Origin of the sequence: Streptomyces sp. ASQP_92 (genome assembly GCF_025399895.1) — a bacterium.
Lineage (GTDB): Bacteria > Actinomycetota > Actinomycetes > Streptomycetales > Streptomycetaceae > Streptomyces.
Map to the genome: position 1 here is coordinate 17,111 of NZ_JAODUA010000019.1, position 15,422 is coordinate 32,532.

At 72.4% G+C, this 15,422-nt stretch carries 14 protein-coding genes; 7 read left to right on the plus strand and 7 right to left on the minus strand.

The features are described from left to right. Positions 1–7 precede the first annotated feature (7 nt). The 3 genes from N4G70_RS30170 to N4G70_RS30180 all read right to left on the minus strand — a co-directional run bounded on the left by N4G70_RS30170 (position 8) and on the right by N4G70_RS30180 (position 4,434). On the minus strand, positions 8–1,387 hold the full coding sequence (locus tag N4G70_RS30170; RefSeq protein WP_261715932.1) for a CitMHS family transporter: 1,380 nt from the start codon (positions 1,385–1,387) through the stop codon (positions 8–10). Positions 1,388–1,509: 122 nt separating this feature from the next. Further along, positions 1,510–3,735, minus strand: coding sequence for a molybdopterin oxidoreductase family protein (locus N4G70_RS30175; protein WP_261715933.1), 2,226 nt, complete (start codon positions 3,733–3,735; stop codon positions 1,510–1,512). Positions 3,736–3,813: 78 nt separating this feature from the next. Then, a complete protein-coding gene (locus tag N4G70_RS30180; RefSeq protein WP_261715934.1) occupies positions 3,814–4,434 on the minus strand; it encodes a TetR/AcrR family transcriptional regulator in 621 nt (206 codons plus the stop codon). 102 nt (positions 4,435–4,536) lie between these two features. On the opposite strand from N4G70_RS30180, the gene hmgA reads away from it, so the two are divergent. The 3 genes from hmgA to N4G70_RS30195 all read left to right on the plus strand — a co-directional run bounded on the left by hmgA (position 4,537) and on the right by N4G70_RS30195 (position 7,922). Then, positions 4,537–5,862, plus strand: coding sequence for a homogentisate 1,2-dioxygenase (gene hmgA / locus N4G70_RS30185; RefSeq protein WP_261715935.1), 1,326 nt, complete (start codon positions 4,537–4,539; stop codon positions 5,860–5,862). Between the two features lie 17 nt (positions 5,863–5,879). Beyond that, the gene (locus tag N4G70_RS30190) at positions 5,880–6,641 is read left to right on the plus strand and encodes a GntR family transcriptional regulator (protein ID WP_388724612.1); all 762 of its coding nucleotides are present in this window, start codon (positions 5,880–5,882) and stop codon (positions 6,639–6,641) included. A gap of 81 nt (positions 6,642–6,722) precedes the next feature. Beyond that, on the plus strand, positions 6,723–7,922 hold the full coding sequence (locus N4G70_RS30195) for a type ISP restriction/modification enzyme (protein WP_261715937.1): 1,200 nt from the start codon (positions 6,723–6,725) through the stop codon (positions 7,920–7,922). A gap of 15 nt (positions 7,923–7,937) precedes the next feature. On the opposite strand, the gene N4G70_RS30200 is transcribed toward N4G70_RS30195, so the two are convergent. Together N4G70_RS30200 and N4G70_RS30205 are read right to left on the minus strand one after the other, a co-directional pair. Further along, positions 7,938–8,471 carry a GNAT family N-acetyltransferase gene (locus N4G70_RS30200; protein WP_261715938.1) on the minus strand — a complete coding sequence of 178 codons (534 nt, stop codon included), beginning with the start codon at positions 8,469–8,471 and terminating at the stop codon, positions 7,938–7,940. A 55-nt stretch (positions 8,472–8,526) separates the two neighbouring features. Beyond that, the gene (locus N4G70_RS30205) at positions 8,527–9,234 is read right to left on the minus strand and encodes a TetR/AcrR family transcriptional regulator (RefSeq protein WP_261715939.1); all 708 of its coding nucleotides are present in this window, start codon (positions 9,232–9,234) and stop codon (positions 8,527–8,529) included. A 64-nt stretch (positions 9,235–9,298) separates the two neighbouring features. On the opposite strand from N4G70_RS30205, the gene N4G70_RS30210 reads away from it, so the two are divergent. The 3 genes from N4G70_RS30210 to N4G70_RS30220 are packed head-to-tail and all read left to right on the plus strand — an operon-like array spanning position 9,299 to position 12,285. Next, positions 9,299–10,261 carry an ATP-binding cassette domain-containing protein gene (locus N4G70_RS30210; RefSeq protein ID WP_261715940.1) on the plus strand — a complete coding sequence of 321 codons (963 nt, stop codon included), beginning with the start codon at positions 9,299–9,301 and terminating at the stop codon, positions 10,259–10,261. After that, positions 10,258–11,040, plus strand: coding sequence for an ABC transporter permease (locus tag N4G70_RS30215; RefSeq protein ID WP_261715941.1), 783 nt, complete (start codon positions 10,258–10,260; stop codon positions 11,038–11,040). Before N4G70_RS30210 ends, N4G70_RS30215 begins: the two co-directional genes overlap by 4 nt. Positions 11,041–11,088: 48 nt before the next feature. Further along, positions 11,089–12,285 carry a CaiB/BaiF CoA-transferase family protein gene (locus N4G70_RS30220; protein ID WP_261715942.1) on the plus strand — a complete coding sequence of 399 codons (1,197 nt, stop codon included), beginning with the start codon at positions 11,089–11,091 and terminating at the stop codon, positions 12,283–12,285. Between the two features lie 29 nt (positions 12,286–12,314). Here the strand turns inward: N4G70_RS30220 and N4G70_RS30225 are convergent, their stop codons facing one another. Beyond that, positions 12,315–12,578: a hypothetical protein gene (locus tag N4G70_RS30225; RefSeq protein WP_120724805.1), complete on the minus strand. Its 264-nt coding sequence runs from the start codon at positions 12,576–12,578 to the stop codon at positions 12,315–12,317. 289 nt (positions 12,579–12,867) lie between these two features. Between N4G70_RS30225 and N4G70_RS30230 the strand changes: the two genes are divergently transcribed. Next, entirely contained in the window at positions 12,868–14,493 is a 1,626-nt protein-coding gene (locus N4G70_RS30230; protein ID WP_399037382.1) for a serine/threonine-protein kinase, read from the plus strand. Between the two features lie 6 nt (positions 14,494–14,499). Here the strand turns inward: N4G70_RS30230 and N4G70_RS30235 are convergent, their stop codons facing one another. After that, entirely contained in the window at positions 14,500–15,309 is an 810-nt protein-coding gene (locus N4G70_RS30235; RefSeq protein ID WP_261715943.1) for an SGNH/GDSL hydrolase family protein, read from the minus strand. Between the last annotated feature and the right edge of the window lie 113 nt (positions 15,310–15,422).

Here is a 15,422-nt window from a genome sequence, read left to right on the forward strand (position 1 = left end):
AACCGGCTCAGATGATGCCGAAAAGAATCCCCGCCCCCAACACCACCAGCGACGTCAGGGCCGCCCATTTCACCGTGAACCGGGTGTGGTCGCCGAACTCCACCTTGGCCATGCCGACCAGCACGTACACCGCGGGGACCAGCGGGCTGGACATGTGCAGGGCCTGGCCGGCCAGCGAGGCGCGGGCGATCTCCAGCGAGGACACCCCGTGGGCGGCGCCGGCCTCGGCGAGCACCGGCACCACACCGAAGTAGAAGCCGTCGTTCGACATGAAGTACGTGAGGGGCAGGCTGAGCACCCCGGTGACCAGGCCCATCTGCGAGCCCATGCTGTCCGGTACCACCCCCACCAGCCAGTCCGCCATGTGCTTGACCATGCCCGTGCCGTTGAGGACACCCGTGAAGACGGCCGCCGCGAACACCATGCCGGAGACGTTGACGACGTTGTCGGCGTGGGCGGCGATGCGGGCCTTCTGGTCCGGGATGTGCGGGAAGTTGACGGTCAGGGCGAGGGCCGCGCCGATGAGGAAGAGGACCGGGATCGGCAGCCACTCCATGATCATGGAGGTGAGCAGGGCGACGGTGAGCAGGGCGTTGAACCAGTACAGCTTGGGGCGCAGGGTCTCGCGGGCGGAGTCGAGCCCCTGGAAGTCCTCGCCGTCGGCGGGGCCGCCGCCGGCGTCGCCGGCCGGGTGGTGGGGGGTCTCGTGGGACCCGCCGGCCCCCACGAGCACGGTCTCGGTCCTCGGCTCCAGCACCTCCTCGATGGAGAGGTGGCCCACCCGCCCGCGCTCGCGCATCCCCAGGACGTACGAGAGGACGAGCACGGCGACCAGGCCGACCGCGAGGGCGGGGATCATCGGCACGAAGATGTCGGAGGCGTCCAGCTTGAGCGCGGTGGCGGCGCGGGCGGTAGGGCCGCCCCAAGGCAGCGTGTTCATCACGCCGTTGGCCATCGCGGCGACACCGGTCATCACCACGAGGCTCATGCCGAGCCGCTTGTACAGGGGGTACATCGCGGACACGGTGATCATGAAGGTGGTGGAGCCGTCGCCGTCGAGTGAGACGATCGCGGCGAGCAGCGCCGTGCCGACGACCACCCGCATCGGGTCGGCCTTGCAGAAGCGCAGGATGCCCCGCACGACCGGGTCGAAGAGGCCCACGTCGATCATCACGCCGAAGTAGATGATCGCGAACATGAGCATCGCGGCGGTCGGCGCGAGCGAGCCCACGCCCTTGATGACGTAGTCGCCGAGGTGGGCTCCCTTGCCGACGAAGACGCAGAAGAGAGCGGGGATCAGAACCAGCGCCGCGATCGGCGACATCTTCTTCAGCATGATCAGGACCAGGAAGGTCGCGATCATGCCGAAGCCGAGGATGGTCAGCATGGAGGACACCTAACGTTCACCCTTGAACTCCCGCCAGGGGCTGGCGGTGCGGATGACGTTAGGTCGGCGTTTCGATCCTTAACAAGACGTTGACAGCTGAGCAATACGAGCAAAAGTCCAGGTCACGGCAGGGGGGTGAGCTCGACGGGGAAACCGTTGAGCACGGCGGTCCCCGACAGCGGGTCGAGCCGCGACCCGTCGAGGAGCTGGTTGACATTGACGCCGGGCCGTTCGGCCGCGACCGTCAGCCTGCTGCCGGGCCTGCTGTGGCCCCAGCCGTGCGGCAGGCTGACCACGCCCCGGCGCACGCTGTCGGTGATCTCCACCGGCGCCGCGACCGCTCCCCCGTCCGCCGTGATCTTGACGTCGGCGCCGTCGACGAGACCGAGCCGGGCCGCGTCCTCGGGGTGGATCTGGAGGGTGCACCGGTTGGAACCGCCGCTCAGGGCGGGGATGTTGTGCAGCCAGCTGTTGTTGGAGCGCAGATGGCGCCGGCCGACCAGGACCAGCGGGGCGGCCGGTTCGTGGAGGGCGGCGCGCAGTCGGGGCAGGTCGGCGGCGATGGGCGCGGGGAACAGTTCGATGCGGCCGCTGCGGGTCCTGAGCACCTGCGCGAGGCGGGGCTTGAGCGGCCCGAGGTCGATGCCGTGGGGGTGGGCGAGCACGCGCTCCAGGGTGAGGCCGTCCGGGTCGGCGCCGAAGCCGTCGCCGTAGGGGCCGAGCCGGAGCATCAGGTCCAGGCGACGCTCGGGGCCGCTGGTGCCGGTGAGTTCGGCGGCGAGGGCCGCCGCGTCCCGGCCGTGCACGGGTGAGTGCGGATCGGCGACGGCTTGGGCAAGGGTGCGCTCGACGACCATCGCGTCCACGGTGTCGGGGGCGGCGCCGTGCAGGCCGCCGGCCGCGAGCACGAGCCGGGCGTGGATCTCGCACTCGTCCATGCGCCCTTCGGCGAGCGGCACGGCGGGCCGGGTGTAGCGGACCTGGTCGCGGACGGCGAAGCCGTTGAAGGCGAAGTCGAAGTGGGCGCTCTGCGAGGGCGGCGGCGGGGGCAGCACGACATCGGCGTGCAGCGAGGTCTCGTTGAGGTACGGGTCGACGCTGACCATGAAGTCGAGCCCGGCCAGCGCCCGGTCGAGCCGGTCCCCGTCGGGCGCGGAGAGGACGGGGTTGGCCGCGCTGGTGATGAGCGCCCGGATCCGCCCCTCGCCCGGTGTCTCGATCTCCTCGGCGAGGGCGGCGAGCGGCAGTTCGGACTTCACCTCGGGGTGTCCGGCGACCCGGCTGTGCCAGCGCCCGAGCGCGAAGCCCTTGCCGGGTCCGGCCGGCCTCGGCGTCCGGTCGGTGGCCGAGAGCGGGAACAGCGCGCCGCCCGGCCGGTCGAGGTTGCCGGTGAGGATGTTCAGTACGTCGATGAGCCAGTTGGCCAGGGTGCCGTGCTCGACGGTGCTGCTGCCGATCCGGCCGTACACCGCGGCGGACGGGGCGGCGGCGAGTTCGCGGGCGATCGCGCGGATGGTCTCCGGCTCCATGTCGCACCGGGGCCCGACCGCCTCGGGTGTGAACTCCCTTACCGCGTCCGCCACTTCGGCCAGGCCCTCGATGTGCGGCTCGGTCCCGCCCGGGGCGGTGAGCTTCTCCTCGAAGAGGACCTGGGCGATCGAGGCGAGGAGCAGCGCGTCGGTGCCGGGCCGGATCGCGATGTGCCGGTCGGCGAGTTTCGCGGTGCGGGTGCGGCGCGGGTCGACGACGGTGAGGGTGCCGCCGCGCCGGCGCAGGGCGCGCAGCTTTCCGGGGAAGTCGGGGGCGGTGCACAGGCTGCCGTTGGACTCCAGCGGGTTGGCGCCGAGCAGCAGCAGATGGCTGGTGCGGTCGAGGTCGGGCACGGGGATGGCGAACGGGTCGCCGAACAGGAGCCCGCTGGAGACGTGCTTGGGCATCTGGTCCAGGGTGCTCGCGGTGAAGAGGTTGCGGGTGCGCAGCGTCTGGAGCAGCGCCGGCGGGTAGAGGGCGCCGGCCATGGTGTGGACGTTGGGGTTGCCGAGGACCACCCCGACCGCGTTCGCCCCGTGCTGGTCGACGATCGGGCGTATCCGGGCCGCGATCAGGTCGAAGGCCTCGGCCCAGCCGGCCTCGCGCAGCACCCCGTCGCGGCGCACCAGCGGCCCGGTCAGGCGGTCGGGGTCGGCGTCCAGCTCCCCGAAGGAGGCGCCCTTGGGGCAGATGAACCCCTGGCTGAACACGTCGTCCGCGTCCCCCCGGGCGCCGGTCACCCGGGTGCCCTCGATGGTGAGGCTCAGCCCGCAGGTGGCTTCGCAGAGCGGGCAGATACGCAGGGCGGTGCGGGACATTCGTCCTCCCAGGGCGACGGCGCGCGGGCCCTTGGAGCATACCGACCGGTAGGCATGCGCGGGAGGTCCCGGCCGGGGTCAGTCCAGGGTGCGGGCGAGGTAGGCGTGCAGCAGCTGCCGGGTCTCGGCGACGATGCCCGGGTCGCCCTGGGGATCCGTGCGGAAGGCGAGGCGCAGGGTGGCGTCGGCCGCCTCGACGGCGACCAGGATGACCCGGCGCAGCTCCGCGTCCAGGGTGCGGCCGAACTGGGCGGGCAGGAGTTCGGCGAGGCGGGCGGCCAGAAGGTGGTTGGCGTCCGCGTCGGGGTCGGACACCGGCTGGGGCCCGCCGAAGTCGACCAGGTTGAACCCGGGAACCGTCTGCTTCAGCACCAGGTACTCGTCCAGGACCGCGTCGACCGCGCCCCGCCAGTCGGCCGCCTCGATGGTCGCGAGGCGGGCGTTGATCATGCCGGCGTAGCGGTCGAGGTTGCGGGCGGCGAGCGCCTCGGCCATCGCGCGCTTGTTGCCGAAGAAGCGGTAGACCGAGCCGATCGGCACACCCGCGCGCTGGGCCACGGCCCGGGTGGACAGGTCTTCGTAACCGGTCTCGTCGAGGAGTTCGGCACAGGCGTCGAGTATCCGGGACAGCCGCTCGGCGCTGCGGCGCTGCACGGGCGCCCGGCGGAGGTTGGCGTGAAGATCAGGAGCAGGAGGCACCCGCCCATCATCCCCCGAGCGGCCGGTTTTCCCGTTGACGCGACCGCATCGTAATCCTACGGTTGAGCATAGGATTCCGGCACGGGAGCAGGAGAGCGCACGATGACGACACCCAGCGGCGAGCAGGCGGGAAAGATCGCGGAGGGCCTCGGTTACTCCCGGGGATTCGGCAATGAGCACAGCTCGGAGGCGGTCCCCGGCGCTCTGCCGCACGGCCGCAACGCGCCGCAGCGCGCCCCGCTCGGCCTGTACGCGGAACAGCTCAGCGGCTCCGCCTTCACCGAGCCCCGCGCGAGCAACCGCCGCTCCTGGCTGTATCGAATCCGGCCATCGGCCGCCCACCCGCCGTTCACCCGGACCGACAACGGCCGGATCCGTACGGCGCCCTTCACCGAGTCCGTGCCCGACCCCAACCGGCTGCGCTGGAACCCGCTGCCCGAGCCCCCGGCGGGCACCGACTGGCTGGCCGGCCTGTGGACGCTCGGCGGCAACGGTGACGCGACCCAGCGCACCGGGATGGCCGTGCACCTCTACCACGCCAACTCATCCATGGACGCACGGGTGTTCAGCGACGCCGACGGCGAGCTCCTGATCGTCCCCGAGCACGGCGGACTGCTCCTCCGCACCGAGCTCGGGCTGCTCGCCGCCCGCCCGGGTGAGGTCGCCCTGATCCCGCGCGGCGTGCGCTTCCGGGTCGAGCTGCTCGACGAGAGCGCCCGCGGATACGTCTGCGAGAACTACGGCCACCCCTTCGAGCTGCCGGAGCTCGGCCCGATCGGCGCCAACGGCCTCGCCAACGCACGGGACTTCCGGGCGCCGCTGGCCGCGTACGAGGACGTCGAGGGGCCGGTCGAGGTGGTCAACAAGTTCTGCGGCAACCTGTGGACCGCCACGTACGACCACTCGCCGCTCGACGTCGTCGCCTGGCACGGCACCCACACCCCGTACGTATACGACCTGCGCACCTTCAACGTGATCGGCAGCATCAGCTACGACCACCCCGACCCGTCGATCTTCACGGTGCTCACCTCGCCGTCCGACACCCCAGGCCTGGCCGGCGTCGACTTCGTGGTGTTCGCGCCGCGCTGGCTGGTCGGCGAGGACACCTTCCGGCCGCCGTACTTCCACCGCAACGTGATGAGCGAATACATGGGCCTGATCGAGGGCGCCTACGACGCCAAAGCGGAAGGATTCGTGCCCGGCGGCGGTTCGCTGCACAACATGATGTCGGCGCACGGCCCCGACCGGGAGACCTTCGACCGGGCGAGCGCCGCCGAGCTGAAGCCGCAGAAGATCGACGACGGCCTGGCCTTCATGTTCGAGACGCGCTGGCCGGTCACCGCCACCGAGCAGGCGGCGACGGCCGGCCATCGCCAGCGCGGCTACGACGACGTGTGGCAGGGTCTCCAGCGCCACTTCCGCTCCTGAGCACCACCTGATACGGAATGCCTGTGACCTCCTCCTCCTTCGCACCCGACTCCCTGCTCCTGAACCGGAAGCTGCCGCTCTGGTACCAGGTCTCCCAGTCGCTGCGCGCCTCGATACTGGGCCGCACCCCCGACGCCTCACTGCGGCTGCCCACCGAGGAGCAGCTGGCGGCGCACTACGGGGTGAGCGTTCTGACGATGCGTCAGGCACTCAAGGAGCTGGAGGAGGAGGGTCTGATCAGCCGGCACCGGCGGCGCGGCACGTTCATCGAGCCGGCCGCCCGGCGCGCGTCCCCGGTCCGGCTGCTGGGCTCGATCGACGCGATCGTGGCCCAGCAGTCGGGCGAGCGCACCACGATCCTGGACCACGGCCCGGAGCCGGTGCCCGGCGACCTCGCCGAGTACTTCCCGGGCTGCCCCGAGATCGTGGCCTATCGGCGGCTGCGCTGCGAGGAGGAGAGCGGGGAGCCCACCAACTGGGCGTACAACGCGGTGCGTCCGGAGGTGGCCGCCGCGATCGACCTCGCCGATCTGGGCCGCTGGCCGATGACCAAGGTGCTGCGGGACGCGGTCGGGGTGGACATCGCACGCATCACGGACACCGTGGAGGCCCGGCTCGCCGATCCGGTCACCGCCGAGCTGCTCCAGGTCCCGCTGCTCTCCCCGATCCTGCACTACACCGGAGTCACCTACGACAAGGACGGCCGGGTCGTCGACGTCGCCCGCATCCACTACCGGGGCGACCGCTTCTCGTTCTCGGTCACGGTCGAGGCCCGCTGACAGGTGCGCGCCGAGGGGCTCACCGCGCGAGCCGGGCCGGACGTCGCGACCCCGGCCACGACCCGCCGGGCACCCCCTAGCATGCTGGCTGTGAGCGATGACGTGCCTCTCCTCGACGACCTGATGCCCTGGTCGGTGGCCCCGCTGCGGCTGGGGCGCGACTGGGTGAGGGCGCCGGACGAGCGGACCCTGCGGTCCCGCTGGGATCTGCTCCTGCGCTCCGAACCGGCCGAGCGGGAGCGCCTGTTCGGCCCGACCCGCTCCCGCACGCTCCACTCCGCGGTCGCCGCGCTGCCCGGGCAGGCCACCGGCACCGGCCCCCTCGCCCAGGAGCGGGGCGCCTGCCCGGATCCGGTGCGCGTCCAGCACGGCCCCTTCGACGCGCAGTGGCTGATACCGGACCAGCGTTTGATCGACGCGGCCCGGCCGGAGCTGTGGCGGGTGGCCGACGCCCAGCAGCTCTTCGCCCTGGAGCAGGGCCCGGGGGCCAGGGCCGGCGGTCCCGCGCTGACGGTCTCCGCCCTGCTGCCCGACGGCCACTGTCCCGCCGGGCGCCCCGGCCGTATCCGTCCGCTCCACCGCCGCCCGGGGGGCCTGGAACCCAACCTCGCGCCGGGCCTGCTCCCCTTCCTCACCACCGCCTACGGGAGCGAGGTCACCGCGCACGACGTGCTCGCCTGGGCCGTGGCGGCCGCCCGGCCGAGCGCCGCCGGGTGCGAGGTGCCGCTGCCCGAGGACCCCCAACTGTGGTTCGCGGGCGTGGAGTCGGGGCGGCGGATGACCGCGCTGATGACGCGCGGCGCACGCGATGGCGACAAGCCCCGCCTCCCGGGCGGGCGGCGCCCGTATGTCCGGGCGGCGATCCCGGCCCGCCCCACGGAGCTGCGCTACGACGCCGGGGAGGAGACGCTGCACGTGGGCGAGGGCGGTCGCGTCTCACCGGTGCCGCCCGAGGCCTGGGAGTTCCAGGTCGGCGGAGAGCGGATGCTGGAGCTGTGGTTCCGGCGGCGCACCGAGCCCGCCGAGCCGGACACGCTGGCCGCGGTCGGCCCGGCCCGGTGGCCCCAGGAGTGGACGTCCGACCTGCTCGAACTGATCACCGTACTGGCGCTGCTCGCCGAACTGCGGCCGCTCCAGGCCGAGTTGACCGTCGGGCCGGTGCTGGGCCGCGCGCGGCTCACGGCCGCCGGAGTGCTGCCCGTGCCGTCCGGGGCGCGCCGCCCGGCCTCGGTGTTCGACCATCGCGAGGAGGGGCCGGGCGGCCAGTTCGCCCTGGTGTGAGCGGACCGGGCGCGGTCAGCCCGCGTACTCGGTCAGGTCGATGGTGTGGATGTGCTGCGGGGTCTTGTGCACCGGGTGCCGCATCTCGCTGACGAGGTCCATACCGAGCTTGCGCGAGACGTTCTCGGAGGCGGTGTTGCTCAGATGGGTGATGCTGATGACGCCGTCCAGTCCCCGGTCCTGGAGGGCGAACTCCAAGGTGGCGTGGGCGGCTTCGGAGGCGTAGCCCTGCCCCCAGAACTGCCGGGCCAGGCGCCAGGTGATCTGCACGCCGGGCACGCCGGCCGGCTGGAACTCGGGCACGGACAGACCGGCGAAGCCGATCAGTTCACCGGAGGCGAGCAGTTCGACGGCGAACAGGCCGAAGCCCTCCTCGTCCCACTCCTCCTCCCAGTTCTCGATGTCCTCGGCGGTCTGCTCCAGGTCGCGGACCGAGCCGTCGCCGATCCAGCGCATGACCTCCGGGTCGGCGTTGATGTCCGCCATCGGGACGAGGTCGTCGTCGGTCCAGCGGCGCAGCAGAAGGCGGGGGGTGCGGATCTCGGTCATGGGGCCCATCCTGCACGGACCTGGCCCGAGCCGGAAATCCGCCGCCCGCGCCCCGCTAGCCGCCGAACGCGTCGAGTGTCCTGGTCAGGGCCCGGTCGAAGACCGCGTCGAGGTCGATGGGGCCCGAGTCCTCGGCGAAGGCGGCGGCCAGGCGCGGATAGCGGCCGGTGGCGACCTGGCCGAAGAGGTAGGCGATCCGTACGGTCTGCTCCTGCTCCGGCGACCAGGGCAGGGAGCGGGTCCGCTCGGCGGTGGCGATCTCGTTGGCGACATAGGTGGTGACGACGCCGTTCACCGAGGCGATCAGCTCCATCTTGGTGCCGTACGGCGTCTGGAGCGGGTCCAGGCAGGTCATGCAGTGCTCCAGGTACCGCAGGGCGTTGGGGCTGAAGCCGTACACGGGTGACATCAGGCGCGGCAACCAGGGATGGCGGTGCATCAGGGCGCGGGTCTGGTGGGCGAGGCCGAGCATGTCGGCCCGCCAGTCGCCGGTCGGCTCGCTCAGCTCGTACTCGGCGCTGACCGCGTCCACCATCAGCTCGTACAGGTCCTCCTTGCGCGGGACGTAGTTGTAGAGCGACATCGTCCCGCAGCCGATTTCGGTCGCGACGCGGCGCATGGATACGGCGTCGAGGCCGTCCGCGTCCGCGATGCGCACGGCGGCGGCCGCGATGTCGGCACGGCTGAATGCGGGCCTGGGGCCCCGTCCGGCGCGCTCGGGGCGCGCCCAGATCACTTCTGGTTCAGCAGGTCGCCCTGCCATGGATCATCACCTCGCCTCCCATCGTAGTTACGTACACCGTACGTAGTGCGCTATGGTGAGCCGCATGACAACTACGTACGCTGTACTTAGTGAAGGTCTGGAGAAGCGCTTCGGCGCGGTGCGCGCGCTGCGGGGCCTCGATCTCGCCGTCGCCGAAGGCACCGTCTGCGGGGTGCTCGGGCCCAATGGCGCGGGCAAGACGACGGCGGTCCGCCTGCTGACGACCCTGCTCGCGCCGGACGCGGGCTCCGCCCGGGTGGCCGGGCACGACGTGGTGCGCGAGCAGGACGCGGTGCGCCGGCACATCGGGGTGACCGGCCAGTCGACCTCCGTCGACGTCGAGCTCACCGGCCGGCAGAACCTCCACCTGTTCGCCAAGCTGCATGGGATGCGGGGCACGGCGGGCCGCGAGCGTGCCGCCGAACTCCTCGACCAGTTCGGCCTGACGGACGCCGCCGACCGGGCGGCGGGCACGTACTCCGGCGGCATGCGGCGCCGCCTCGATCTCGCCGCGAGCCTGCTCACCCGCCCCCGGGTGCTCTTCCTCGACGAGCCCACCACCGGGCTCGACCCGGGCAGCCGCAACCGGATCTGGGACGCCGTGCGCGCCCTGACCGCCGAGGGCACCACGGTGCTGCTCACCACCCAGTACCTGGAGGAGGCCGACCAACTCGCCGACCACATCGTGCTGATCGACGAGGGCCGGGCCGCCGTGACCGGCACCCCCACCGAACTGAAGGCCCGGATCGGGGCCTACGCCCAGGTGGTGGTGGCGAGCGAGGCCGGGCTGAGCCGGGCGGCGGCGGTCCTCGACCAGCTGACCGGCGCGCGCCCCCACCTCGACTCCGCCGGTCTGACCGTGGGCGCCGTCTCCATGGACCCGACGCTCACCCTGCCCCGCATCGTGCGCGAACTGGACACGGCCGGGGTCCCGATCCTCGACGCGAGCCTGCGCCCGCCCACCCTCGACGAGGTGTTCCTGCGCCTCACCGACTCCGCCAACTCCCGCAAGGAGCTTGTGACATGAGTTCGCTCGCCTACGACAGCACGGCCCTGCTCGGCCGCCAGCTCCAGCGCATCAAGCACGCGCCGGGGGTGCTGATCCTCACCCAGACCATGCCGATCACGATGCTGCTGTTCTTCGGCTACGTCTTCGGCAGCGCGCTCGCGGTGCCGGGCGAGCAGTACCGCGCCTATCTGGTGCCCGGCCTGGTGGTGGCGACGGCGGCCAACGGGCTGATGACCGGGATGTTCCAGGCCGCGCAGGACTCGCACCGCGGCGTGATGGACCGGCTGCGCACCCTGCCGATGAGCCGGGCCGCGGTGCCGGTCGGCCAGAGCGCGGCCGACCTGCTGACCACCGCGCTCGGCATGATTCCGCTGGTTCTGGTGGGGCTCGCGGTGGGCTGGCGGATCGAGCGGGGGATCGCGGGCGCGCTCGGTGCCTTCGGGCTCGTGATGCTGCTCCGCCTCGCGACGACCTGGGCGGGCTCGTTCCTCGGGCTGCTCACCCGCAGCGAGGAGGCCGCGGGCCAGCTCGGCTCGGCGACCTTCATCCTGCCGCTCCTGTCGAACGCGTACATCCCCACCGACCGGCTCCCCGGCTGGCTGCGCACCATCGCCGAGTGGAACCCGATCAGCGCCGTCGCCTCGGCCGTCCGCGACCTCTGCGGCAACGCCACGCCCGCCGCTGACGCCGCCTGGCCCGTGGCCCACCCGGTGGCGGGCTCGCTCGCCTGGTGCGGGCTGCTGCTGCTCGTCTTCGTGCCGCTTGCCGTGCGCCGGTACGCGCGAAACGGCCGCTGAGCAGCGCCGCGAGGTGACAAGGACACCCCGCACGCGATAGGTACGGCTATGAGCACTCAGCCGCTGCCCCTCGAAGGCATCACCGTCGTCGCCGTCGAACAGGCCGTCGCCGCACCGTTCGCGACCCGTCAGCTCGCCGATCTGGGAGCCCGTGTCATCAAGGTGGAGCGCCCCGACGGCGGCGACTTCGCCCGCGGCTACGACACCGCCGCCCGCGGCCTCGCCTCGCACTTCGTGTGGTGCAACCGGGGCAAGGAGTCGGTCGCCCTGGACCTGAAGGACCCGCGCGGCCTGGACCTCGCGCACCGACTGATCGCGGACGCCGATGTGTTCGTACAGAACCTGGCGCAGGGCGCCGCGGCCCGGCTCGGCCTGGACGCGGCGTCGCTGTGCGCGGCGCATCCGCGGCTGGTCGCCGTCGACATATCGGGGTACGGGACCGAGGGGCCGTACGCGCACAAGCGGGCCTACGACATGCTGGTGCAGTGCGAGGCGGGCCTGGTGTCGGTCACCGGCACGCCCGAACAACCCGTCAAGGCGGGGATCCCGGCCGCCGACATCGCGGCCGCCATGTACGCCTTCTCGGGCGTGCTCGCGGCCCTGGTCCGGCGCGGCACCACGGGCCGGGGCGGCCCGGTCGAGATCTCGATGCTGGAGGCGCTCACCGAGTGGCTCGGGCATCCGCTGCACCATGCGATGCACGGGGGCACGGAACCGGCGCGCACCGGTGTGGCGCACGCCGTGATCGCGCCGTACGACGCCTACGCCACGGCGGACGGCGGGCAGGTGTTGCTCTCGGTGCAGAACGACCGGGAGTGGCGGCGCCTGGCCGAACTGGTCCTGGAGCGGCCCGAGTTGGCGGATGACGCGGACTTCGCGACCAACGCGGCACGGGTCGCGCACCGGGCGGGCACGGACGAGGCGGTGGCGCGGGCACTGGCCGGACTCACGGCCGCCGAGGCGGTCGGCCGTCTGGAGTCGGCGGGAATCGCCTGCGCCCGCCTGAACACGGTCGAAGACGTCGCCGCTCATCCGCAACTGGCGGCACGGGACCGCTGGCGGGAGGTGGAGTCACCGGTCGGAAAGCTGCGGGCGCTGCTGCCGCCCATCAATCTGGGCGGCAGTCAGGAGGCGCGGATGGGTGCGGTGCCCGCGCTCGGCGAGCACACCGGCACAACGCTGCGGGCCCTGGGAATGACGGACGAGCAGGTGGCAGAGTTGCGCCGGGACGGCGTGATCGCCTGAGCGCGGTACGCGTGGAGTCGGGAGTGGATTCAGCCGCGGCTGCCGAAGAGCGAGCGGCGCAGGCGCCGCAGCGGCGCGAAGAGCGAGACGCGAGCGCTCTTGCTCCTGCGGGTGTGCGCAACATCACGCGAGGTCAGCTCCCGCATCAGCAACGTGGCCTCGGCCGCCTCGCGATGCGGGACGGCGGGGCCGCCGAGCACCGAGAGATGGCGGTCGAGCCGCGAGCTGGTCGCGCTGCTCCCGCAGGTGATGGCAGGCACTCGCGCCCTGCTGCGCACTGTTATCTGTTCCATGTCACTCCCCACCCGTACGAGGGCACCCGGGCCCGGGCAGGTTAACCCTATCGCCCCGACATCACACTCGTGTATCCCGCCGGCGGGATTCACCTCACAGCGGCCAGGTTGACGACTACGCTCCGAATACGACTGATTCCAGGGCGAGTTGGACACATCCCTGACGGCCCATCACGCAGCGTCGCGGCCTGTGTTCGCACGTGAGGCGCAATGCCGTTCAAGGGGGCGGCAACGGCCCGGCCCTGAGCTAACTTGAAAGGGTTTCTCCGTCACGGAGGGGGGCCCGCCGGTGAGCGAAGTGCCGGGCAGTGAGCAGCGTTTGATCGCGGGGCGCTACCGGCTCCTCTCCTCCCTGGGCCGGGGCGGCATGGGCGTGGTGTGGCGCGCGCGGGACGAGGTCCTGGGGCGCGAGGTCGCCGTCAAGGAGGTCCGCGCGCCCGCCGCGCTGGACGCCGCCGAGGAGGCGCGGCTGTACGCGCGCCTGGAGCGGGAGGCGTGGGCGGCGGCGCGGGTCTCGCACCGCAATGTGGTGACGGTGTACGACGTGGCCACCGAGGACGGCCGGCCGTGGATCGTCATGGAGCTGGTGCGCGGGCTCGCCCTGTCCGACGTCCTGGACGCGGAGGGGCCGTTGAGCCCGCAGCGCACGGCGCGGATCGGTGCCGAGGTGCTCGCCGCGCTGCGCTCCGCACACGACGCGGGGGTACTGCACCGCGATGTGAAACCCGCGAACGTGCTGCTCGCCAACGACGGCCGGGTGGTCCTGACCGACTTCGGCATCGCGACGGTGGCGGGGACCCAGACGCTCACCCTGACCGGCGAGGTCGTCGGCTCGCCCGAATTCCTCGCGCCGGAAAGGGCGTTGGGGCGCACGCCGGGGCCCGCGTCCGACCTGTGGTCGCTCGGCGTGCTCCTGTACGCCGCGGTCGAGGGCCACTCGCCGTTCCGGCAGGACACCCCGCTGTCCACGCTGCGGGCGGTGGTCGACGACGCGCTGCCGCCGCCGCGCCGGGCGGGTCCGCTGACTCCGGTGATCGAGGGTCTGCTGCGCAAGGACCCCGCCGAGCGGCCGCCCGCCGAGGAGGCGGAGCACCAGTTGCGGCTGGTCGCGGCGGGCGGCACGGTGCGCCCGGCGCCGGGCCGCTACGAGGCCACGACGGTGGCGGTCGGGCCGCCTGTGATCGCGCCGACGTCCGTGCTGCCGCGGCCCCCGGCCGGGTCCGTCGGCGGGGGCGCCGCGACGGGCGGGGCGGACGACGGCCGCCGGCCACACACCGGGGCGGTGGTGTCGGCCGGGGTCGTGGTGCTGCTGCTGGTGCTGGGCTTCCTCGTGTACGCACTGGTGCGGGACAACGGGCGTGACCACGGCGGGGGTTCCGCGAGCGGTGCCTCGCGCGCACCCTCCCTCTCGCCCTCCGCGCCGCCCGCGACGAGCGCCGGCACGCCCGGGGGCACGTCCCCCACCCCTTCCCCGTCCACGAGCGGCGCCTCCCCGAGCCCCTCCCCCTCGTCGCCGCCCGCGCAGTCGGTGGAGGTCGACCTGCACGTGGTGCGCGGGAGTTACCAGGGGCGCTGCCCGGCGCCAAGTGCGTCGGCGCCCTCGATGGTCGCCGTGTTCACGGTGGGGCGGGCGCCGGCGGACGTGGAGTACCGCTGGGTTACCCGGGACGGCCGCTCCGGCGACCCGGACTGGAAGACGCTCTCCTTCGCCTCGGGCGGGCCGAGGACGCGCCAGGTCGCGCACACCGAGTCGCCGTCGCACAGCGGCTCCAACGAGGTCCATGTCGAGGTGCGCGGCCCGGTGAAGGCCTCGTCCGCTCCGGTGGCGTACCGGGTGACGTGCGAGGAGGAGACCCCGACGGGCGGGACCTCCTCCTCTCCCTCACCGACGGGCTCGGCTACGCCCTCCGGCTGAGCTGTTTCAGGCCGCGCGGGTGAAGGCGGGCAGGTAGGCGCCGGACTGGCCGGCGGCGGTGGGGTGGTAGGACTCGCCGATGTTGGTCCACACGACGCTGTTCAGCCAGGGGCTGCTGGTGCAGATCTCGTGTCCGGTGAAGCCCGCCGCGACATCGGAGAAGGTGTAGCCGTGGTCGGCGGCGCGCTTGGCGGTCACCGTGTTGAGCTCGTCGGCGGCGCCGTTGATCGCCGTGCGGGAGGTGTCGCTGAGGCCCGCGATGCAGCTACCGCCGATCTTGTAGAAGTGCGGGTAGCCGATGACGACGACATGGGCGTTGGGGGCCTTGGATCTGATCGCCGAGTACACCGAGTCGAGCAGCCCGGGCAGCGTCGAGTCGACGTAGGCGCGGGCCGCCGCCACCTTGCTGAGGCAGGTGGACTCCGAGTACAGGACGCAGCTCGTCATGACGTCCGAGAAGCCGGCGTCGTTGCCGCCGATGGTGATCGAGACGAGGTCGGTGGTGGAGCTGAGCGGGCCGAGCTGGCTCGACGTCACATCACCCGTACGAGCGCCGGAGCACGCGGTGAAGTTGAACGAGGCGGGTGAGTGCGCCGCCGCCCACAGGGCCGGGTAGGCCTTGCTGGAACGCTTGCAGCTGCCGCTCGCACTGTCGTAGCTCCCGGCACCGACCCCGGAGGAGTACGAGTCGCCGAGCGCCACGTAGTGGGATCCGGCCGCCTGGGTTGCCGCTGCGGCCACGCCGGCCCCGGTGAGGGAAAGCGCGACCGTCAGCACGAGCGCCCATGCATAAGCCGCGATTCGGGACAGTTTCATGGAACCTCCTTGTAGCGGGTTTTCCGCCACGGCAGTGGTACCAGCCCCCACCCGGCGCGGGAAGTGTCCATGCCAAGAACAACTGACGGACATCTGCGGCTATCTGGCGATCC